The sequence below is a fragment of the Marinobacter sp. DS40M6 genome, assembly GCF_028581595.1.
Classification (GTDB): Bacteria; Pseudomonadota; Gammaproteobacteria; order Pseudomonadales; family Oleiphilaceae; genus Marinobacter; species Marinobacter salarius.
Window position 1 is genome coordinate 706,666 of sequence record NZ_JAFCAE010000002.1, and the last position, 21,979, is coordinate 728,644.

Genomic DNA, 21,979 nt, shown 5'->3' on the forward strand with positions numbered 1-21,979 from the left:
ACCACCCATCACTCCACCTATAGGACACCGCCATGACTCAGCCGAGCATTCTTCTGGAAATCGATCAGGGTGTGGCCCAGCTTACCCTTAACCGTCCAGACAACCTGAACAGCTTCAATGTTGATATGCACGAGCGGATGCGAGATGCCATCAGCCAGGTCCGCAAAGACAGCTCTGTGCGTGTCCTAGTTATTACCGGCGCCGGCCGGGGCTTCTGCGCCGGCCAGGACCTTTCTGACCGTAGTGTTGCGCCAGACCAGGACGCCCCTGACCTGGGCGAATCCCTGGAAAAGTACTACAACCCCATGATGCGAAGCCTGAGAGACCTGCCGATGCCGGTCCTCTGTGCCGTGAACGGTGTTGCCGCCGGCGCTGGCGCCAACATTGCGCTGGCCTGCGACATCACCCTGGCCGCGCGTTCAGCGAGCTTTGTCCAAGCCTTCTGCAAACTGGGACTGGTGCCCGATTCCGGTGGTACCTGGACCCTGCCTCGGGTTGCCGGGATGGCTCGCGCCAAAGGCATGGCTTTGCTTGGCGACAAAATCAGTGCTGAGCAGGCAGAAAACTGGGGCATGATCTGGCGCTGCGTTGATAACGAAACGCTGATGGAAGAGACCACGAAACTGGCGCGGCACTTTGCCACTCAGCCCACCAAAGGCCTTGCCCTCATCAAACGGGCCTTGCACGCCAGCTCCAGCAACACCTTTGAAGAGCAGCTCAATCTCGAGCGGGACCTCCAGCGCATGGCGGGCCGTTCCGAGGATTACCGTGAAGGTGTTGCCGCTTTTATGGAAAAACGCACGCCGGCCTTCAAGGGGAAGTAATCCATGCAGGCACTTGATACCCAGACCACGATTGCCGTCATCGGCGCCGGCGCCATGGGTTCCGGCATCGCCCAGGTGGCCGCCCAGGCAGGTCACAAGGTCTATCTTCACGACCAACGCGATGGCGCCGCCAGCGCAGGCCGGGATGGCGTCGCAAAACAACTTCAGCGTCGGGTGGACAAAGGCAAGATGGAACAACAAGCCGTCGATGCCATTGTCGGTCGCATTCATCCCGTCAGTGCCCTTTCGGAAGTCGCCGACAGCAGAATGGTCATTGAGGCTATTATTGAAGATCTCGAGATCAAGCACTCGCTGCTGGCAGACCTCGAAGAACTGTGCGGCAAGGACACCATTCTCGCCACCAACACCTCGTCGATCTCAGTAACGGCACTTGGCGCCAAACTGCGCCATCCCGAGCGACTGGTCGGTATGCACTTCTTTAACCCGGCCCCTTTGATGGCGCTGGTGGAAGTCGTCAAAGGCCTGGCTACGGATCATTCAGTAGCGGAGATTGTCCACGCTACCGCGACCAACTGGGGCAAGAAACCCGTATTCGCCACCTCGACACCCGGATTCATTGTTAACCGCGTAGCACGACCGTTTTATGCCGAAAGCCTTCGATTGCTCCAGGAAGGCGCTGCCGACCCGGCAACTCTGGACGCCATTATCCGGGAGGCAGGAAACTTCCGGATGGGCCCGTTTGAGTTAACCGACCTCATCGGCCATGACGTCAACTACGCGGTAACCAATTCGGTCTTCAACGCCTACTACCAGGACGCCCGTTTTCTCCCGTCCCTGATCCAGAAGGAACTGGTGGAGGCCGGCCGCCTGGGCCGCAAGAGCGGGCATGGCTTCTACAGCTATACCGAAGGAAGCAAACGCCCGGAACCAGACACCGAACCTGCCCGACAGAGTGACGACACAACACTGATCGTTGAAGGCGATCTGGGGCCGGCTTCCACACTGATTAACCGCTTCCGCGACGCTGGCCTCGACATCGTCGAGCGTGATGGCCCGGGGCAGCTTCGATTCGGAGATGCCGTGTTGGCACTCACCGACGGCCGGATGGCAACCGAGCGCGCCCAGGTCGAAGGCACACCCGATCTTGCGTTATTTGACCTGGCATTCGACTTCGAAAAGGCAGCAAGGCTAGCCATTTGTTTCGCTGATCAGGCCTCAGAACAGTCACGCCACGATGCCGTGGCCCTGCTTCAGAAAACGAATATCGCCGTAAGCGCGGTGAAAGACCGCCCTGGCATGGTGATCATGCGCACGGTGGCCACGCTGGCAAACGAGGCAGCCGATGCTGAGCTGCATGGCGTTGCAACGAAAGAGGACATTGACCTGGCCATGAAAGCAGGTCTGAACTACCCGGAAGGTCCGCTGAGCTGGAGCGATCGACTGGGCAATGGCCGGGTGCTCCAGGTTCTTACCAACATTCAGAACAGCTATGGCGAGGACCGCTACCGGCCAGCACTGCTACTCCGGAAAAACCATCACGCCGGAAAGGGATTCTACAAATGAGCGAAAACACCCCACAAGAACTGGCCGAAAATTGCGCCAAAGCCATGTTTTCCCGTGACCGGGCGAGCCAGAAACTTGGCATGAAAATCGAGTCTATCGCTCCGGGCCGGGCGGTACTGAGCATGGCCGTCACCGAAGACATGATTCAGGGGCATGGCTCCTGCCATGGGGGCTACCTGTTTACCCTCGCCGACTCGGCCTTCGCCTTTAGCTGCAATACCTACGACAAAGCAACCGTCGCCTCCGGATGCAGCATCGACTATATGTATGGCGCCAAGGCTGGCGACGTACTGACCGCCACCGCTGAGGAGCAATCCCGTGGTGGGCGAACCGGCGTCTACGACATTACTTTAACCAATCAGGATGGCCGCACCGTTGCCCTCTTCCGCGGAAAGTCCTACCAGGTCCGCGGCACTGTCATTAATTCGGAGCCACAGTCATGACCACTAGCAATCTCTTACAAGACGCCTACATTGTTGACGCCATACGCACCCCTATCGGCCGTTACGGTGGCGCCCTGGCCTCCGTTCGGGCCGACGACCTCGGGGCCATCCCGATGAAAGCCATGATGGAACGGAACCCGAGCGTGGACTGGTCGAAGATTGATGACGTTCTTTATGGCTGCGCTAACCAGGCTGGGGAAGACAACCGCGACGTTGCCCGGATGTCACTGCTGTTAGCCGGCATTCCCATCGACGTTCCCGGCAGCACAATTAATCGCCTCTGCGGGTCAGGCATGGACGCAATCGGAAGCGCAGCACGGGCAATCCGCACTGGCGAAGCCAGTCTGATGCTGGCAGGCGGCGTCGAATCCATGTCCCGCGCACCGTTTGTTATGGGCAAATCTGAAAGCCCGTTCAGTCGGAAAGCAGAGATTTTCGATACCACGATTGGCTGGCGCTTCGTCAATCCAGTACTGAAAAAACAGTACGGTATCGACTCCATGCCTGAAACCGCCGAGAACGTCGCAGAGCAGTTTGGTATTTCCCGGGAAGATCAGGATGCGTTCGCCGCGCGAAGCCAACAGCGGACAGCTGAAGCCCAGTCCGCCGGCCGACTCGCAAGCGAGATCACGCCGGTCAGCGTTCCACGCCGCAAGCAGGACCCGCTGGTGGTTGACACCGATGAACACCCCCGGGAAACCAGCGTAGAGAAGCTGGCATCACTGCCGACCCCCTTCCGTGAAAACGGCTCCGTGACAGCAGGCAACGCCTCTGGCGTCAACGATGGTGCGTGCGCACTCTTACTCGCCAATGCCGATGCCATAAAGCAGTACACCCTGAAACCACGGGCCCGCGTCGTTGCCATGGCAACAGTGGGGGTTGAGCCACGCATTATGGGCTTCGGCCCCGCTCCGGCTACCCGAAAGGTACTGAAGACGGCCGGACTGGAGCTGGCGGACATGGACGTCATCGAATTGAACGAGGCCTTTGCCGCTCAGGCACTTGCCGTCACTCGCGATCTCGGTTTGCCCGACGACGCTGAACACGTTAACCCGAATGGCGGGGCCATCGCCCTGGGACACCCCCTTGGAATGAGTGGCGCGCGCCTGGTCACGACCGCCGTGAACGAACTCGAACGCCGCCACAAGCAGGGGCTGAAGGCCCGTTATGCCCTTTGCACCATGTGCATCGGCGTTGGGCAGGGCATCGCTTTGATCATTGAGAGGGTGGAGAACGTTGCCTGAACGATCAGGTGCAGCGCCCGCTAAGTACAAACGTTAAGCACAATAAGCGCAGGACGAACCTATGAACCTACCATCACAAAAACTCGGCAACCTAGACCGAATGGAGACCGCCAGCATTGACGAGCTTCGCCACGAACAACTCCAGCGCCTGCGCTGGAGCGTGGCTCATGCCTACACCAATGTCCCCTTCTATCGCAAAGCATTTGATGAGATCGGCCTCAAACCAATGGACATCAAATCGTTGGACGATCTGGCGAAAATTCCGTTCACCAACAAGTCAGATCTTCGGGACAATTACCCATTTGGCATGTTCGCCACCCCAATGGATGAAGTCGTTCGCGTTCATGCCTCGAGCGGCACAACGGGTAAGCCCACAGTGGTCGGCTACACCCAGAGCGATATCGACACCTGGGCCGATATTGTTGCCCGCTGCATTCGAGCCGGTGGTGGCTCCCGCGGCGACAAAGTACACGTTGCCTACGGTTACGGCCTGTTCACGGGTGGTCTGGGAGCCCATTACGGTGCCGAACGCCTGGGCTGTACCGTCATCCCCATGTCTGGAGGGCAGACGGAGAAACAGGTTCAGCTGATCACCGATTTCCAGCCTGACATCATCATGGTGACGCCGTCCTACATACTCAACATCGCCGACGAAATGGAGCGGCAAGGCATTGACCCTCACAAGCTACGTTTGCGCCTGGGCATTTTCGGCGCAGAGCCCTGGACAAACGCCATGCGTACCGAAATTGAGGAACGCCTGGGCATTCAGGCGCTGGATATTTACGGTTTGTCCGAAGTGATGGGTCCGGGTGTGGGGATGGAGTGCCTGGAAACCAAAGATGGCCCCACCATCTGGGAGGACCACTTCTATCCCGAAATCATCGACCCGGCGACCGGAGACGTTCTGCCTGACGGTGAGTATGGCGAACTTGTGTTTACGTCCTTGACCAAGGTGGCGCTACCAATCATGCGTTACCGCACCCGTGATCTGACCCGCCTGCTGCCAGGGACTGCACGCCCAATGCGCCGTATCGACAAGATCACCGGCCGCAGCGATGACATGCTGATCATCCGTGGCGTAAACGTGTTCCCGAGCCAGATCGAAGAGCAGGTTCTGAAGTGCAGCGCACTAGCACCACACTATGAAATCGAGGTCTACAAAGAGGGCAACCTGGATTGCGTCGACGTACGTACGGAATTGAAACCAGGCACTTCTGACAGTTCAGAAATTCGCGCAGCGGCAGCCAAAGAGCTGGCCCATCACATCAAGTCGTACATCGGTATCAGCACCCGCATCCACGTGGTTGAGGCAAACAGCATTGCGCGCTCCGAAGGCAAGGCCAAACGGGTTTTCGACCGTCGCAATCCGTAAGTTCCTTTGGCACCAGAGCGTGATCGGGTCGTGGCCCGATCACGCTCTTCACGGCTAACTGATTTCTTATATTTTCTATTCTTATTATTTCTGGTGATTTTAAAAATCACCTTAGTTTTAAATTTTTACATTTATAACAGTCTATTAGATTAAATGACGCTTATCCAAAAACAAAACATGACACACAAAGATGATTCTTGATTTTTATTCAGTGTCATATACTATAAGGGTAACGCTCTGAAACGACCGACGGGCCTCATACGCCCGGAAGCAGCAGAACGACAAGCCCGATTCGGAGGTAAGATATGTACGCCCAGCTCGTTGAAACTGGCAGCAAACGCCTTAAAACGAAAGAAGAGATGTCGCCCCAGGAGCGCGAATTTCAGGAAAAGGTCGACGCTGAAATCAAGATCGAAGCCAAGAACTGGATGCCTGAAGGCTATCGCAAAACCCTGGTTCGCCAGATCTCCCAGCACGCCCACTCTGAAGTCGTTGGCATGCTCCCGGAAGGCAACTGGGTTACCCGCGCGCCCACCCTTAAACGCAAGCTCCAACTGATGGCCAAGATCCAGGACGAGGCAGGGCATGGGCTGTACCTATACAGCGCTATGGAAACCCTCGGTGCTGATCGAGATGAAGAGATCGAAAAGCTGCACCAGGGGAAGGCCAAATACTCCAGCATCTTTAACTACCCAACCCTGAACTGGGCTGACATGGGTGCCGTTGGCTGGCTGGTTGATGGCGCTGCCATCGTCAATCAGGTGGTGCTTCAGCGCACATCCTACGGCCCCTACTCGCGCGCCATGGTCCGCATCTGTAAAGAAGAGAGCTTCCACCAGCGCCAGGGCTATCAGATTCTGTTGGACCTGATGCGTGAAGGTACAGACGAACAGAAGGCCATGGTGCAGGACGCGATTAACCGCCTGTGGTGGCCGTCTCTGATGATGTTCGGCCCGCACGACGATGAGTCCCCGAACTCACAGCAATCCCTGGCCTGGAAGATCAAGCGCAAGGGCAACGACGAACTCCGCCAGATGTTCATTGACCAGACCGTCCCCCAGCTCGAGTTCCTCGGGTGCACCGCGCCGGATCCGGACCTGAAGTGGAACGAAGAGACCGGCCATTACGATTTTGGCGAGATCAACTGGCAGGAATTCTACGACGTTCTCAAGGGCAACGGCCCTTGCAACCGCGAGCGCATCAACACACGCAAAAAAGCAATTGACGAGGGCAGATGGGTTCGTGAAGCGGCCGTCGCCTATGCCAAAAAACAAAAACAGCGCACACAAGCCGCTTGATACCGGAGGAATACACATGTCTGAATGGCGCCTTTATGAAGTTTTTGTACGGTCGAAGCACGGCCTGAACCACAAGCACGTGGGCAGCGTTCATGCCTCTGACGACGAGATGGCCATGGAAAACGCCCGCGACCTCTACACACGCCGCAGCGAAGGCGTGAGCATCTGGGTTGTACCCTCGGACACCATCACAGCCTCCGCATCCGACGAGAAAGAAGTACTTTTCGACCCGGCGGAAGACAAGATTTACCGGCACGCTTCTTTTTACGAGCTGCCCGATGAAGTCGGACACATGTAAGGAGCTGTTCCAATGACACAAGCAGAAGCATTACAGGAATACCTGTTGCGCCTGGCAGATTCCGACATGATCCTGGGCCAGCGATTGTGTGAGCTGTGCGGCAAGGCCCCGGCGCTGGAAGAAGAACTGGCGCTGATGAACGTTGCCCTTGACCTCGTTGGTCAGGCCCGCAACTGGTACGAATACGCCGCAGAGTTGATTGACGATGGTAACGATGCCGACAAACTGGCGTTCCGCCGCGATGCCCATAATTACCGTAATCTGCTGCTGACCGAGCAGCCTAATGAAGATTATGCAGTCACCATGGGTCGTCAGTTCTTCTTTGACGCATGGCATTACTTGACGCTCAAGAGCTTGGTCGAATCCAGCGATGAACGCGTTGCCGGTGTTGCTGCGAAGGCACTGAAAGAAGCCACCTATCACCTGCGCCGGTCTTCGGAGTGGATCAAACGTCTGGGAGATGGTACCGAGGAAAGCCATCGCCGTATGCAGGACGCCGTGGATATCCTCTGGCGTTTCACGGGCGAACTGATTACCCCGGACGATACAGATCACGTCATGGCCAAGGCGGGCATTGGCCCAGAGCCAGACCAGCTCGCCAAAAACTGGCGCGAAATGGTCAACGAAGTGCTTACCCAAGCGACCCTGACACCGGGTGCCGATGACGCCTGGATGTACATGGGCGGCAAGCACGGCGAGCACACCGAGCACCTTGGCTTTATTCTGGCAGAAATGCAGTTCCTGCAAAGGGCCTATCCCGATGCCACAACCTGGTAACTCAGGCAACCGGTCAGCCGTCGACATTCTGATTGCCAGCGATCGGGTACCGGCAAATGCCCGCCCCGATCTGCTGACCGAGAATGACATATGGGCACTTCTCGAAGAGGTCAAGGATCCTGAGGTGCCGGCGGTAAGCGTCGTGGAGCTCGGGATTGTCCGTGCCGTGAGGTGGGATGGCAAAGAACTGTCCATTGATGTCACGCCAACCTACTCCGGCTGCCCGGCTACCGAGTTGATTGAAGAGCTGATCATCGAAGCCATGCGTGCCGCAGGCTTCCGGGCCCCGAAAATCAACCAGGTGCTGACCCCGGCCTGGACCACCGACTGGATCACAGCCGAAGGCAAAGAAAAGCTTCGGGCGTTCGGAATCGCTCCACCCGAAGGCAGCTCCAGCAAACTGAGTCTGCTGGGAGAGCCGGACATTATTGCCTGCCCTCACTGTGGCAGCACGGATACGGAACAGCTCAGTGAGTTTGGATCAACCGCCTGCAAAGCCCTTTATCGCTGCACGGAATGCCTTGAGCCCTTCGACTACTTCAAATGCATCTAGAGCCGATACGATCATGAATAAATTTTACTCACTGACCCTCAAAGAGGTCAGACCTGAAACAAGAAACGCCGTATCACTTGCTTTTGATCTGCCTAAGGATCTGGCAGACACGTTCAACTACAAACAGGGCCAGCACCTGATTGTCAGAACGCAGCTGGATGGAGAGGAGGTGCGACGCTCCTATTCAATCTGCCGCAGTGTTAACGACCAGGAACTTCGCATTGCGGTCAAACAGGTTCCGGGCGGCCGTTTCTCCACGTTTGCCAATGAGCAGCTGAAACCCGGAGAAACACTGGAAGTCATGCCTCCCCAGGGCCATTTCTCCATTGATCTGGATCCCGAGCGGGAAGGCAACTACCTGGCGGTAGCTGCTGGCAGCGGCATTACCCCGATACTGTCGATCGTCAAAACGACTCTGGAAACCGAGCCCAAAAGCGAGGTCACCCTGTTCTACGGCAACAAGGCCACGAGTAGCACCATGTTCAGGGATGAGCTCCAGGATCTCAAAAATGAGTTCATGGCACGGCTGAATCTGGTTTACATCTTCACTCGAGAAGAGCAGGACATTGACCTGTACAACGGGCGAATTGACCACGACAAGTGCGACGCGCTGTTTGATCACTGGATAAACGCCAAGGAGCTCACCGCAGCCTTCATCTGCGGCCCTCAGCTAATGACCGAAGACGTTCGGGATTCGCTGCTCCGCCACGGTATGGACAAAAGCAGGATTCACTTCGAGCTGTTCACGCCGGCCGGTGGCACACCCCAACCCCGCAAGGACAGAGCTCCATCCCAGGTAGATCCGAAGTCGGTGAGCGAAGTCACCGTTATTGCCGATGGCCGTACTCTGACGTTCCCACTGGTTCGTGACACCAAAAGTATCCTGGACGCCGGTAACGAAGAAGGTGCGGACCTGCCTTACTCCTGCAAAGCCGGCGTTTGCTCCACTTGCCGCGCAAAGGTTTTAGAAGGCGAAGTGGAAATGGACCAGAACTTTGCTCTGGAAGACTACGAAGTGGAAGCCGGCTATGTGCTCTCCTGCCAATGCTATCCGATCAGCGACAAGGTAATTCTGGATTACGACGAGATGTAATTTCCAGAAGCACCACAAGCAAAACACGAGCAAGGCAAGTTCCGCTCAAACGGGGCTTGCCTTGGCAGTTCAGAAACGAATGGAGTTCCCCATGTCAGTCCTGAAAAGTTTCATTGCCGGCCAGTGGGTCGGTGACGCCGCCGCCAAGGCCCTGCCTAGCGCTATCAACGGTCAGATCGTGGCGCACACTCACGACGACACCCTCGATTTCAAGAAAACCGTGGAATACGGTCGCACCGTTGGCGGCAAGAACCTGATGGCCATGGACTTCCAGGAGCGCGCTCTGGCACTCAAGGCCATGGCTCAATACCTTCAGGAACACAAAAAAGAACTCTACGCACTCTCAATGCACACCGGTTCAACCAAGGGTGACAACGGCATCGATATTGATGGCGGCTTCGGCACGCTGTTTTCCTACGCCAGCATGGGGCGCCGTGAGCTTCCTTCCGGCAACGTGGTACACGAAGGCCCGGTAACACCACTCGGCAAGAACAACCACTTTGCCGGCACCCACATCCTGGTCCCCCGGGGCGGCGTGGCTGTTCACATTGATGCCTACAACTTCCCGGTGTGGGGCATGCTGGAAAAATTCGCGCCCACCTTCCTGGCGGGCATGCCCTCCATCGTAAAGCCGGCGACGTCCACCTGCTACGTAACCGAACTGGCGGTTCGCCTGATGCAGGAATCCGGTGCCCTGCCTGAGGGAAGCCTGCAACTGATCATCGGCAGCACCGGCGACTTGTTCGAGCACCTCGAAGAACAGGACGTGGTCACCTTCACCGGATCCGCCGCCACTGCACGCAAGCTTCGAAACCACCCGAACATCATTAACCGCTCGATTCCGTTTAACGCGGAAGCCGATTCACTGAACAGCGCGATCCTCGCGCCGGACGTGACCCCCGAGCACGAAGAATTCGACATTTTTGTCAAAGAAGTCGGCCGCGAGATGACCGCCAAAGCCGGTCAGAAATGTACCGCGATCCGTCGAGTTCTGGTGCCCAGAGATCAGGTCGACGCTGTCTGCGACAAGCTGAAAGAGCGGCTGTCAAAAGTCACCGTTGGCGATCCTTCCGTGGAAGGCGTGCGGATGGGGGCGCTCGCCTCCATTGACCAGATGGAAGATGTAAAAGCCAATATCCAGGAGCTCCTCAAAACCAGTGAATTGGTGGTCGGCGGCGAGGGCAACTTCAAGCCCACCGGCGATGGTACCGAAAACGGCGCCTTCATTGAGCCTCACCTGCTGCTGTGCCGAAACCCGGAAAACGGATGCGGAGCCCATGATATTGAAGCGTTCGGCCCGGTCGCTACCGTGGTTCCTTACGACTCCCTTGAGGATGCTGTCGACCTGTGTTCGAAAGGCCGCGGATCCCTGGTCACCACTTTGACCACCCGCGATCCCGCTATTGCCGGCAAAGTCGCACCACTGCTTGCCGCCTTCCACGGCCGGCTGCACCTGCTGGATGCAGAAGCGGCGAAAGAATCTACGGGCCATGGTTCTCCCCTGCCCATGCTCAAGCATGGCGGTCCTGGCCGCGCCGGCGGAGGTGAAGAACTGGGTGGCATTCGCGCGGTACACCACTATCTGCAGCGCACGGCAATCCAGGGCTCTCCCAGTATGCTGGCAGCGGTAACCCGCGAGTATGTGCGAGGGGCTGATGTTATCGAAACTGAGGTTCATCCGTTCCGCCGCCACTTTGAGGATCTCCAGATCAACGAGTCCTTGCTGACTCACCGCCGTACCGTTACCGAAGCGGACATCGTCAACTTCGGCTGCCTCTCCGGCGACCATTTCTATATGCACTTCGATGAGCTTGCAGCGCGGGAGTCCCAGTTCGGCAAGCGCATTGCCCACGGCTACTTCGTACTGTCCGCTGCGGCTGGCCTGTTCGTGTCTCCGGGAGAAGGCCCGGTTCTGGCGAATTACGGCCTGGACACCCTGCGCTTTATCGAACCCGTGGCCCCTGGGGATACGATCAGGGCGCGGCTAACCTGCAAGCGCAAGATTGATCAGGGTCGGACATCGCCAGACGGACACCCTCAGGGTGTGGTGGTCTGGGATGTGCAGGTTCACAACCAGAACGACGAATTGGTTGCGAGCTACGATATTCTGACACTGGTTGCAAAAAAGCCCGAGTAACCTCGGGCTCCCGGGCTTTCTCCCAACCCTTCAGGCGCCTGACCGGGTTCCACCTCAATAACCTCACACCAGACCATCCACGGGGATGGTCTCGGTGTTCTTGATCTCCCGCAATGCGAAGTTTGAATGTACCTGGGCAATGCCCTGCAAGGTAAAGATCTTGCTGTTCAGGAATCGATCGTAACTGGCCATGTCTCGCACCACGACCCGCAGGACAAAGTCGGCACTCCCCGTTACGGCAAAGCACTGAAGCACCTCCGGGTAGCTGCTAACCTGCTGCTCGATCTCTGCCGTGCTGTCGAGGTTGTGCCTCTGCAATGAGAGATTTACCAGCACGCAAAGCCCCTGTCCGACGCGCTCAGGATCCAGCCTGGCACTGTATCCCAGGATCACGCCACTTTCCTCCAGAGTCCGAACCCGCCGCCAGCACGCGGCCGGCGACAACCCCACCTGTTCCGCCAATAGCTGGTTACTGATACGACCGTCCTGCTGGAGCACCGACAGGATTCTCTGGTCCAACCTATCGAGATCAACCTGTTTCATTTAGTAACACCTTATTTTTGTGAAACATCCTTTCCAACCATTGTTATAAACAAAATAATCTTTCGCAAACTCTCCAGACTACTACCTAATTCGCAAGCACCTTTTGCGAACTTCCCTCTAGAATTTTGGTCATAATATCGACAATAAGGAGGACTCCATGTCCGCCGATTCCCCACAGCTTGACCAGTACAAACTCGAAGACCGCTACTTGCGGGAGGCAGGTCGGGTTTTCCTGACTGGAACGCAGGCTTTAGTCCGAATACCCCTGATGCAGGCAGCTCTGGATCGTAAACAGGGATTGAATACGGCGGGGTTGGTCAGTGGTTACCGCGGCTCCCCCCTCGGCGCTTACGATCAGGCGCTCTGGCAGGCCCAACCCCTGCTCGATGACAACCGCATCGACTTCGTCCCGGCTATTAACGAAGACCTGGCCGCCACCATCATGCTCGGCACCCAGCAGGTGGAAACTGACGATGACCGACAGGTAGATGGCGTGTTCGGCCTTTGGTACGGCAAGGGGCCTGGCGTGGATCGCGCAGGCGATGCACTGAAGCACGGCACCACCTACGGCTCGTCTCCCCATGGCGGTGTTCTGGTAGTCGCAGGTGATGACCATGGCTGCGTGTCATCCTCCATGCCTCACCAATCAGACGTGGCGTTCATGAGTTTTTTCATGCCCACCATCAACCCGGCTAACATCGCCGAGTATCTGGAATTTGGCCTATGGGGCTACGCTTTGTCCCGTTACAGTGGCTGCTGGGTGGGGTTCAAGGCGATCTCCGAGACGGTTGAAAGCGCGGCCTCCGTAGACCTGCCACCTGAACCGGAGTTTGTAACCCCCGATGACTTCACGGCGCCCGAAAGCGGTCTTCACTATCGTTGGCCGGACCTGCCTGGCCCGCAGTTGGAAACCCGGATCGAACACAAACTGGCGGCCGTGCAAGCTTTTGCACGAGCAAACCCGATTGACCGTTGCCTGTACAACAATCAACAAGCCCGTTTCGGCATTGTGACCACTGGCAAGGGCCACCTGGACCTGCTAGAGGCTCTCGATCTCCTCGGGATCGATGAAGACAAAGCCCGGGACCTGGGGCTGGATATCTATAAAATCGGCATGGTGTGGCCTCTGGAGCGCCGCGGCATTCTCGACTTCGTTCATGACAAGGAAGAAGTCCTGGTCATCGAAGAGAAGCGGGGCATAATCGAAAGCCAGATCAAAGAGTACATGTCCGAGCCGGATCGCCCTGGCGAGGTACTGATTACCGGCAAGCAGGATGAACTGGGGCGCCCGCTGATTCCCTACGTCGGTGAGCTGAGCCCGAAACTGGTTGCCGGCTTCCTGGCCGCCAGGCTTGGCCGGTTCTTCTCAGTCGACTTCAGCGAACGCATGGCTGAGATCAGCGCCATGTCCAACGCCCAGGACCCGGGTGGGGTAAAGCGGATGCCTTATTTCTGCTCCGGCTGCCCTCACAATACGTCCACGCACGTCCCCGAGGGCAGCAAGGCGCTGGCCGGCATTGGTTGCCACTTCATGGCGTCGTGGATGGGCCGGAACACAGAGTCGCTGATCCAGATGGGCGGCGAGGGGGTCAACTGGATCGGCAAGAGCCGTTACATCGGCAATCCCCATGTGTTTCAGAACCTTGGCGAGGGCACCTATTTCCATTCGGGCTCCATGGCTATCCGCCAGGCAGTAGCAGCCGGAATCAACATTACCTACAAGATCCTGTTCAATGACGCTGTCGCCATGACTGGCGGCCAACCGGTGGATGGCCAGATCACCGTTCCCATGATTGCCCAGCAGGTAGCATCCGAAGGCGTTCGCCGGGTCGTGGTGCTCAGCGATGAACCCGAAAAGTACGAAGGGCATGAGAACCAGTTTCCGAACGACGTCACCTTCCACGACCGCTCCGAACTGGATGAGGTCCAACGGGAACTGAGGGATATTCCAGGCTGTACCGTGCTGATCTACGATCAGACCTGTGCCGCCGAAAAGCGCCGGCGTCGCAAGCGCAATCAGTTCCCGGACCCGGCAAAGCGGGCGTTCATCAACCACCACGTTTGTGAAGGTTGTGGCGATTGCTCGGTACAGTCCAACTGCCTGTCGGTTGTGCCACGTAAAACCGAACTGGGCCGAAAGCGCAAGATTGACCAGTCCTCCTGCAACAAGGACTTCTCATGCGTCAATGGCTTTTGCCCCAGCTTTGTCACCATTGAAGGTGGGCAACTGCGCAAGTCCCGAGGCATGGACACCGGCCTGGTGCTAACCACCAAGCTGGCAGCAACCCCAAAGCCAAACCTGCCGGAAATGACCGGCTCTTACGACCTTCTCGTTGGCGGTGTTGGTGGTACGGGCGTCGTCACCGTGGGCCAACTGATCACCATGGCTGCACACCTGGAATCCCGGGGCGCCTCGGTACTGGACTTCATGGGTTTTGCCCAGAAGGGAGGCGCGGTACTGAGCTACGTGCGCCTGGCGCCATCCCCCGACAAGCTGCATCAGGTTCGGATCAGCAATGGTCAGGCCGATGCGGTTATTGCCTGCGATCTGGTGGTGGCCTCCTCCCAGAAGGCCCTCAGTGTACTGAGGCCAAACCACACCCGGATTGTTGCCAACGAAGCGGAACTGCCCACCGCCGATTATGTGCTCTTCCGCGATGCCGACATGAAGGCCGACAAACGGCTGGGGCTGCTCCGGGATGCCGTTGGCGAGGACCATTTTGATCAGCTTGATGCCAATGGCATCGCCGACAAGCTGTTCGGGGACACCGTATTTTCCAACGTCATGGTGCTTGGTTTTGCCTGGCAGAAAGGGTTGCTGCCCTTGTCTGAAGCCGCCTTGATGAAAGCCATCGAGCTCAACGGTGTTGCCATTGATCGCAACAAGGAAGCCTTCGGCTGGGGCCGCGTGGCGGCGGTTGATCTGAGCGCGTTAACAGACCTGTTGGACACCGGCAGCGCGAAGATTGCGGACGTCAAGTCAGAGCCGACCCTTGATGAGCTGATCGAGACCCGTCACGGCCACCTGGTCGACTACCAGAACCGGCGCTGGGCCGATCAGTACCGGGCCAGCGTTACCGACGTCCACAAGGCCGAAGAAGCCTTGGGGCAGACGAACCTGCTCCTGACCCGGGCCGTGGCGCAACAGCTTTATCGCGTCATGGCCTACAAGGACGAGTATGAAGTGGCTCGACTGTATGCAGAAACAGATTTCATGAAAGAGGTCAGGGAAACCTTCGAAGGTGATTTCAAGGTTCACTTCCACCTCGCCCCGCCACTGCTCAACAAGGAAACCGATGCACAGGGCCGCCCGAAAAAACGCCGGTTTGGCCCCTGGATGTTCCGGGCCTTCCGGCTACTGGCGAAATTCCGCGGCTTGCGTGGAACCGTGGTGGATCCGTTCAGCTATTCGGCAGACCGGAAGCTGGATCGTTCAATGCTGAAGGACTATCAGACCCTCGTCGCCCGCATTGGCCGGGAGCTCAACGCCAGTAACTACGAAACCTTCCTGCAACTGGCGGAACTGCCAGCCGACGTTCGGGGCTACGGGCCTGTACGGGAGCAGGCGGCAGAAGCCATCCGTGAAAAACAGACCCAACTTATCAAGGCGCTCGACACTGGCCGCCCTACCCTCATCCGTACCCAGCAGGCCGACCCGGAGGCGAATCATGTTTGAAGCCCTGAATCCCCTGCCACAGGACCCGATCCTGCAACTGATGCAGCAATTCCGGGAGGACACCCGACCGGAAAAGGTGGACCTGGGTATTGGTGTTTACAAGGATGACGCCGGCAACACTCCCATCATGGCTGCCGTGAACGAAGCGGAACGGCGACTGCTGGAAGGAGAGACCACCAAGAGCTATGTCGGGCCCGCAGGGTCTGCCGGCTTCAACAACGCCATGGCAGCGCTGATCCTGGGGGACAACAGCCCTCTGATCAGGGATGGCCGGATATCCGTTGTCCAGACCCCGGGCGGCTGTGGTGCCCTTCGCATGGCGGCGGAATTTCTGCGCCTGTGTGAAACGGATACCACCGTATGGGTGAGCACTCCAACCTGGGCCAATCACCTTCCCCTGCTAGGGGGAGCGGGCCTGACCATCCGCGAATATTCGTACCTCAATCCGAAAACGCTGGAGGTAGACTTCACCAGCATGCAGGAAACCCTTGAAACCGCCGAGGCGGGAGATGTGGTGCTACTTCATGGCTGCTGCCATAACCCGTCAGGCGCGGATCTGAGCCTGGAGCAATGGAAAGAAGTCACCAGCCTGATTCAGCGCAAGGGTCTGCTGCCACTCGTGGACATGGCCTATCAGGGCCTTGGTGAAGGCCTCGAGGCTGATGCGGCAGGTGTGAGGCATTTGGCAGCTGCCGTGCCGGAAATGATGATTGCTGCGTCCTGCTCCAAGAACTTTGGTCTATATCGCGAACGCACGGGAGCACTGGCACTGATCTCTGGTACGGCATCCGTCAACTCGGCGGCAACGAGTCAGTTGCTTGGCATCATCCGCTCTCATTACTCCATGCCACCGGCCCATGGCGCAGCCATCGTGGAAACCATTCTGGGGGATGACGGCTTGCGAGCCCAATGGCAGGACGAACTGGATGGCATGTGCAAGCGCATACTGCACCTGCGCCATGCCTTTGCTGACACATTAGCCCCGGTGGGAGACTTCCGTTTCATTGCCCGTCAGAGAGGTATGTTTTCGTTCCTCGGGATCAGCCTGGAACAGGTCGCCCGGTTACGAACGGAGCATGGTATCTATCTGCTCGACAGCAGCCGCGTCAACGTAGCAGGGCTGAACGATCGAGTCCTGCCAAGGGTGGCAGACGCAATTAACGACGTCCTCCAATAAGCCATCCGTCCCTCAATCAGACCAGCAACGTTCATCCGACAAAAACAACTACCCGGAGACCACAATGAGTCAGAGTACCCAATCACACCAGCAGGCCAACAACCTCTGGTCTTCAAGGATGGCCTTCATCCTGGCAGCCGCCGGTTCAGCCGTTGGCCTCGGAAACATCTGGAAGTTTCCCTACATTACCGGAGAGAACGGCGGCGGCGCGTTCGTTCTTATCTACCTGGCCTGCATTTTCCTCATTGGAATACCGGTATTAATCGCTGAAACCATGATCGGCCGCCGGGGTGGCCAAAGCCCCGTAGCCACCATGCGCACCCTTACCCAAACCGAGGGAGCGTCCCGGGGCTGGAGAGTGATCGGCTGGAACGGCGTTATTGCCTCATTCCTGGTGCTGTCGTTCTATGCCGTCATTGGTGGATGGGCGCTGGTTTACATTGGCAAGGCCGCTTCCGGACTGTTTACCGGTGCAGATGCCGAGACCATAGGTGGTCAGTTCGGCGGACTACTCGCAAACCCCTGGGAGCTGTTGTTGTGGCACTCGGTATTCATGGCCATTGTCGTGGTTATCGTTGGCCGCGGTATTCGCTCAGGGCTCGAGAAGGCCGTAAACATGCTGATGCCGCTGCTGTTCCTGCTGTTGGTTGTCATGGTGATCTATGCCATGAACAGTGGCAGCTTCGGCCGGGCAGTGAGTTTCATGTTCTCTCCCGATTTCAGCAAGCTGAGCACGGCCGGTGTTCTTACCGCTCTGGGCCATGCTGCTTTTACTCTCAGTATCGGGATCGGCGTGCTTATGGCCTATGGGTCCTACCTGCCAAAGGACGTCAATATTGCCAGAACGGCAATGACCATTGCCGTTCTGGATACCAGTGTGGCGTTGCTTGCAGGACTCGCCATCTTTCCCCTGGTGTTTGCCAACGGTCTGGAACCCGGAACCGGCCCCGGCCTGATCTTCGTGACCCTGCCACTGGCATTCGGTCAGATGAGCGGCGGAGCTCTCTTTGGCACCCTCTTCTTCGCCCTTCTGCTGGTGGCCGCCATTACGTCTGCTATCTCCATGCTGGAGCCGGTGGTGGAATGGCTGGAAGAACACAAAGGGGTCAGCCGGGCAAAGAGTGCACTTGGTGGCGGGCTGGCGATCTGGTTTATCGGAATCGGTACAGTGCTGTCGTTCAACGTATGGGAAGATATACATCCATTGGGCTTCATCGCGTTCTTTGAGGGTAAAACGGTGTTTGACCTGCTCGACTTCCTGGTCTCCAATCTGATGATGCCCCTGGGCGGACTAACAATTGCACTGTTCGCAGGTTGGGCCATGAAGCGGCAAGGGCTGGCAGCGGATATCGGCCTGCAAGGTGGAGCCTACAGGGCCTTTATGCTGGTGCTCCGGTATCTGACACCAGCTGGCATCACGGTGGTGTTCCTTTACAATCTCATCTGACGGCCCCACAAAGCTTCACTGAGGGTGAACCGCCAAAGCCTCGCCTCCGTGCGGGGCTTTTTCGTGGCCGCTTTCACAGCGTCCGGAAAACATTACATTCCCAGGTACGCCTCACGCACTTTCTCGTTGCTGAGCAGTTCCTGGCCGGTTCCCTCGATCACCACCTTTCCGGTCTCCAATACATAGCCACGGTCGGCCAGTGCCAATGCCTGAGACGCATTCTGTTCGACCAGGAAAATGGTAATGCCCTCCTCTTTGAGCTCTTTAACGATGTTGAAAATCTCTTCGATGATCAACGGTGCAAGGCCCATGCTGGGCTCGTCCAGAAGCAGCAGTCTTGGCTTGGCCATCAGTGCGCGCCCCATGGCAAGCATCTGTTGTTGGCCACCGGAAAGCTCACCGGCCAGGTTATGACGTTTCTGGCGAAGGATGGGAAACTTGGTGTACATGCGCTCCAGGTCGTCCATTACCTCGGGGGTCTTTCCACGGGTATAGGCTCCCAGAAGAAGGTTGTCATGGACACTGAGGTCCTTGAAAACCTGGCGGCCCTCAGGCACCTGCACGATGCCAGCGGCCACCCGCTGGTCCGATGCGATCTTCGCGAGGTCCTTGCCTTCAAAGGAAACAGCGCCCCGGTCCGTAGGCTGCAGTCCGGAGATAGTCATCAGGAGGGTTGATTTGCCGGCACCATTAGCACCGACAAGCGATACGATCTCACCACTATTGATGTGGATATCCACATCATGCAGCACCTCGATCTGGCCATAAGATGTTACCAGCCCTCGGATAGACAGCATCTCCTGACTGGCCTGTTCACTGCTTGGCTGGGCAGGCGCCATTTCAGTGTGTTGCTCGCTCATGTGAAATGTCTCCTTGCTCAGCCACCCAGGTAGGCGGCGATAACGTCCGGGTTCTGACGGACTTCTTCGGGGTTACCTTCGGCCAGAACACGACCATAGTTCAGCACCAGCAACCGGTCGGATATCCCCATCACCAGTTTCATATCGTGCTCAACCAACATCACGGTTATGCCCTGGTCTGCAATTTTCCGGATCAACGCCTCCAGTGCCGAGGTTTCCGTGGCGTTCAGGCCCGCCGCCGGCTCATCCAGCAGAATGACTTTTGGCTCGGCGGCCAGTGCCCGTGCAATTTCGAGCCGCTTGAGCGCGCCATAGGACATGGCGGAAGCTTCCGTATCCAGGTAATCACCACAACCAACGTATTCCATAAGATCGGCGGCGCGTTTACGGGCAGCCGTCTCATTGTTACGCAGAGACGGCAACCGGAACAACGTGGTAAACAGGCTGTTCCTGAGCTGGAGATGCCGACCCAGCATCACGTTCTCGATGGCAGTCATATTCATGCAAATCTGCATCTGCTGAAAGGTCCGGCACATGCCCCGCTCCGCAAGCTGGTTCGGCTCGAGCTTCGCGGTACTTTCACCGTTAAGCAGGATCTCACCTTTTGTGGGGGTGTAGAGGCCGGTGATCAGGTTGAACAGCGTGGTCTTGCCGGCGCCGTTCGGACCAATGACAGAATAGACCTGCCCGGCTTCTACGGCGAAACTGACCCCTTCAACCGCATGAACACCACCAAAGGCCTTATCCAACCCTTTTACTTCAACCAGTGCTGTCATGCCTCACCTCCCGCTTTCTTACGCATTCTTTTGGAAACCACAGCGGTCAGGGTCGGGAGTAGGCCCTTGGGCATAAAAATCATGGTCAGCATCAGGATCAGGCCGAACATGACAGTTTCGAGCTCCTGGAAGTCCGCCAGAACCTGGGGCAACAGTTTCAAAACCACGGCGCCCAGAATCACGCCGAATGTGGAGCCCATGCCGCCAAGGACCACCATGGTGATAAAGAGAATAGAGAATTCGAAGCTGGCTACGGCCGGAGTGATAAAGCCCTGAAAGTGGGCGTAAAGCCCTCCCATCACACTTGCATAGATGGCGGAAATCACAAACACAAGGCTTTTGTACTTTGCTGTATCAACACCCACCACGCTGGCCGCCACTTCTGAGCCGTGCACGGAGCGCAAGGCTCTTCCGATAGGCGATTCAATGAGATTCAGAGCAAACCAGACTGCCACCAGAAGAACCACGCTGGCCAGGATATACCACGCCTGAACACCAGAAACCTCGATACCAAACAATGAATATCGACCAAACGTACTTAGCTCCCAGCCGAACAGATCCAGGGCAGGAACCGGCATTCCGTCCGGGCCGCCGGTAATGGCACGTTCGTTGTTCAGAATGATGGCAATAATGAAGCCCACTGCGAGGGTTGCCATAGACAGGTAATGCCCTTTCAGGCGCAGGATCGGGCGCCCTACCAGCCAGGCAATAGTGCCGACTGCGATGGCCCCTACCACCAGCGCGGGCAAAGAAGACCAGCCGTAAGTCCCGGTCGCAATACCGGTAAAGTAAGCTCCCAGGCCAAAAAACCCGGCATGACCGAGACTGATCTGGCCGGCAAAGCCCACCAGCAGATTCAGACCTACAACCGTAGCGGCGATAATGGCCATCTGGATGACCAGTTCATAGTGAAACGGGTTGCCCAGAAAAGCCGGAAGAATAATCAGAATTAGTGCGAGGATCACCAGACCCCGCAGGCGCGACTGCATAAACCGGTTCAACATCAGACGCGCTCCACTACTTTGGCACCGAACAATCCTCGGGGCATAAAGAAAAGCACCAGCAGAATCATGGAAAACGCTACGGCGTCCTTGTAATCGGACGAGATGTAACCGGCCGCCATGGCTTCAACAATACCAAGAGCAAGGCCACCGACAACTGCACCGACACCGCTGCCGAGACCACCGATAGCCGCAGCAACAAAGCCTTTCAGGCCGAGAATGATGCCGATGTCATAGGACGTGAAGGTGATCGGGGCAACCACAATGCCAGCCACCGAACCCAGCAACGCAGACACCATAAACGCCAGCATGAGCACCATCTGGGTACGAATCCCCACCAGGCGCGCCGCCTCCTTGTTCATGGACGTCGCAAGAATCGCTTTACCAATCAGAGTCTTGGTAAAGAACAACACCAGAGCTACCACCATGACCGCGCCAATACCAAGAACCCACAGGCTTTGGCTGTTCAGCACTGCGCCAAAGACCTGGATAGGCTGGTCCGTACTGAAATTCTGCATCACGTGGTACTCCTTGCCCCAGACAACCTGAGCAATGCCCCGGATGAAAATGGATGCACCGATGGTGATGATAATCAGCGTTACTACGTCGGCCTGTTTGGCCGGTGCGATGGCGAAGCGCTGAAGGGCAATACCCAGCACACCTGCCAGAATGACCGCCAGCACAACTGCAATCACCATGGGCACTCCCATGGCTGTCAGGGAAACGGTCGCCATACCGCCAATCATCAAAAACTCGCCCTGGGCAAAATTGATGACGTGGCTGGCGTTATAAATCAGGGTAAAACCGAGGGCTATCAGAGCGTAAGTCGCACCGATAGTAATCCCGGTGAACAGGTACTGTAAGAATTCTGCGAGCATAGCGGTGGTTCCGGTCGAACATCAGCTGGCGACCCGTCCAAAAGGACAGCCGCCAGCC

The 21,979-nt window shown here is 57.3% G+C and carries 19 protein-coding genes; 14 read left to right on the top strand and 5 right to left on the bottom strand.

Translation table 11 applies throughout. The annotated features are described in order from the left end of the window. Nucleotides 1–32 precede the first annotated feature (32 nt). The 11 genes from paaG (at nucleotide 33) to paaZ (ending at nucleotide 11,563) form a co-directional block, all read left to right on the top strand. Entirely contained in the window at nucleotides 33–824 is a 792-nt protein-coding gene (gene paaG, locus JJO78_RS07230; RefSeq protein WP_075194929.1) for a 2-(1,2-epoxy-1,2-dihydrophenyl)acetyl-CoA isomerase PaaG, read from the top strand. Between the two features lie 3 nt (nucleotides 825–827). Next, entirely contained in the window at nucleotides 828–2,348 is a 1,521-nt protein-coding gene (paaH, locus tag JJO78_RS07235; RefSeq protein WP_075194928.1) for a 3-hydroxyacyl-CoA dehydrogenase PaaH, read from the top strand. Next, a complete protein-coding gene (paaI, locus tag JJO78_RS07240) occupies nucleotides 2,345–2,791 on the top strand; it encodes a hydroxyphenylacetyl-CoA thioesterase PaaI (RefSeq protein WP_075194927.1) in 447 nt (148 codons plus the stop codon). Before paaH ends, paaI begins: the two co-directional genes overlap by 4 nt. Next, entirely contained in the window at nucleotides 2,788–4,035 is a 1,248-nt protein-coding gene (gene pcaF / locus JJO78_RS07245; protein ID WP_075194926.1) for a 3-oxoadipyl-CoA thiolase, read from the top strand. Before paaI ends, pcaF begins: the two co-directional genes overlap by 4 nt. A 61-nt stretch (nucleotides 4,036–4,096) precedes the next feature. Beyond that, the gene (gene paaK / locus JJO78_RS07250; protein WP_075194925.1) at nucleotides 4,097–5,407 is read left to right on the top strand and encodes a phenylacetate--CoA ligase PaaK; all 1,311 of its coding nucleotides are present in this window, start codon (nucleotides 4,097–4,099) and stop codon (nucleotides 5,405–5,407) included. 305 nt (nucleotides 5,408–5,712) lie between these two features. After that, entirely contained in the window at nucleotides 5,713–6,705 is a 993-nt protein-coding gene (gene paaA, locus JJO78_RS07255; RefSeq protein ID WP_007155011.1) for a 1,2-phenylacetyl-CoA epoxidase subunit PaaA, read from the top strand. 16 nt (nucleotides 6,706–6,721) lie between these two features. After that, nucleotides 6,722–7,003, top strand: coding sequence for a 1,2-phenylacetyl-CoA epoxidase subunit PaaB (gene paaB / locus JJO78_RS07260; protein WP_075194924.1), 282 nt, complete (start codon nucleotides 6,722–6,724; stop codon nucleotides 7,001–7,003). Nucleotides 7,004–7,015: 12 nt separating this feature from the next. Further along, nucleotides 7,016–7,780, top strand: a complete 765-nt coding sequence (gene paaC, locus JJO78_RS07265; RefSeq protein ID WP_075194923.1) for a 1,2-phenylacetyl-CoA epoxidase subunit PaaC — start codon at nucleotides 7,016–7,018, stop codon at nucleotides 7,778–7,780. Beyond that, nucleotides 7,764–8,333: a 1,2-phenylacetyl-CoA epoxidase subunit PaaD gene (paaD, locus tag JJO78_RS07270; RefSeq protein WP_075194922.1), complete on the top strand. Its 570-nt coding sequence runs from the start codon at nucleotides 7,764–7,766 to the stop codon at nucleotides 8,331–8,333. Before paaC ends, paaD begins: the two co-directional genes overlap by 17 nt. Nucleotides 8,334–8,346: 13 nt before the next feature. After that, entirely contained in the window at nucleotides 8,347–9,426 is a 1,080-nt protein-coding gene (paaE, locus tag JJO78_RS07275) for a 1,2-phenylacetyl-CoA epoxidase subunit PaaE (RefSeq protein ID WP_075194921.1), read from the top strand. Nucleotides 9,427–9,517: 91 nt separating this feature from the next. Further along, entirely contained in the window at nucleotides 9,518–11,563 is a 2,046-nt protein-coding gene (gene paaZ / locus JJO78_RS07280) for a phenylacetic acid degradation bifunctional protein PaaZ (protein ID WP_075194920.1), read from the top strand. Nucleotides 11,564–11,626: 63 nt separating this feature from the next. Here the strand turns inward: paaZ and JJO78_RS07285 are convergent, their stop codons facing one another. Continuing rightward, entirely contained in the window at nucleotides 11,627–12,106 is a 480-nt protein-coding gene (locus tag JJO78_RS07285) for an Lrp/AsnC family transcriptional regulator (RefSeq protein ID WP_075194919.1), read from the bottom strand. A gap of 157 nt (nucleotides 12,107–12,263) precedes the next feature. Here JJO78_RS07285 and JJO78_RS07290 point away from each other — a divergent pair, with 157 nt between their 5' ends. The 3 genes from JJO78_RS07290 to JJO78_RS07300 all read left to right on the top strand — a co-directional run bounded on the left by JJO78_RS07290 (nucleotide 12,264) and on the right by JJO78_RS07300 (nucleotide 18,406). Next, on the top strand, nucleotides 12,264–15,782 hold the full coding sequence (locus tag JJO78_RS07290; protein ID WP_075194918.1) for an indolepyruvate ferredoxin oxidoreductase family protein: 3,519 nt from the start codon (nucleotides 12,264–12,266) through the stop codon (nucleotides 15,780–15,782). Further along, nucleotides 15,775–16,959 (top strand): amino acid aminotransferase, encoded by a 1,185-nt coding sequence (locus JJO78_RS07295; protein ID WP_075194917.1) that lies wholly within the window; start codon nucleotides 15,775–15,777, stop codon nucleotides 16,957–16,959. The genes JJO78_RS07290 and JJO78_RS07295 overlap by 8 nt, the downstream gene beginning before the upstream one ends. 64 nt (nucleotides 16,960–17,023) lie before the next feature. Continuing rightward, the gene (locus JJO78_RS07300) at nucleotides 17,024–18,406 is read left to right on the top strand and encodes a sodium-dependent transporter (protein WP_075194916.1); all 1,383 of its coding nucleotides are present in this window, start codon (nucleotides 17,024–17,026) and stop codon (nucleotides 18,404–18,406) included. A 92-nt stretch (nucleotides 18,407–18,498) separates the two neighbouring features. Here JJO78_RS07300 and JJO78_RS07305 read toward each other — a convergent pair whose 3' ends face one another. From JJO78_RS07305 to JJO78_RS07320, 4 genes are all read right to left on the bottom strand, one after another. After that, nucleotides 18,499–19,203, bottom strand: coding sequence for an ABC transporter ATP-binding protein (locus JJO78_RS07305; RefSeq protein ID WP_075194964.1), 705 nt, complete (start codon nucleotides 19,201–19,203; stop codon nucleotides 18,499–18,501). Nucleotides 19,204–19,283: 80 nt separating this feature from the next. After that, on the bottom strand, nucleotides 19,284–20,042 hold the full coding sequence (locus JJO78_RS07310) for an ABC transporter ATP-binding protein (RefSeq protein ID WP_075194915.1): 759 nt from the start codon (nucleotides 20,040–20,042) through the stop codon (nucleotides 19,284–19,286). Continuing rightward, the gene (locus JJO78_RS07315; protein WP_075194914.1) at nucleotides 20,039–21,046 is read right to left on the bottom strand and encodes a branched-chain amino acid ABC transporter permease; all 1,008 of its coding nucleotides are present in this window, start codon (nucleotides 21,044–21,046) and stop codon (nucleotides 20,039–20,041) included. Before JJO78_RS07315 ends, JJO78_RS07310 begins: the two co-directional genes overlap by 4 nt. Then, nucleotides 21,046–21,921 carry a branched-chain amino acid ABC transporter permease gene (locus tag JJO78_RS07320; protein WP_007155025.1) on the bottom strand — a complete coding sequence of 292 codons (876 nt, stop codon included), beginning with the start codon at nucleotides 21,919–21,921 and terminating at the stop codon, nucleotides 21,046–21,048. Before JJO78_RS07320 ends, JJO78_RS07315 begins: the two co-directional genes overlap by 1 nt. Between the last annotated feature and the right edge of the window lie 58 nt (nucleotides 21,922–21,979).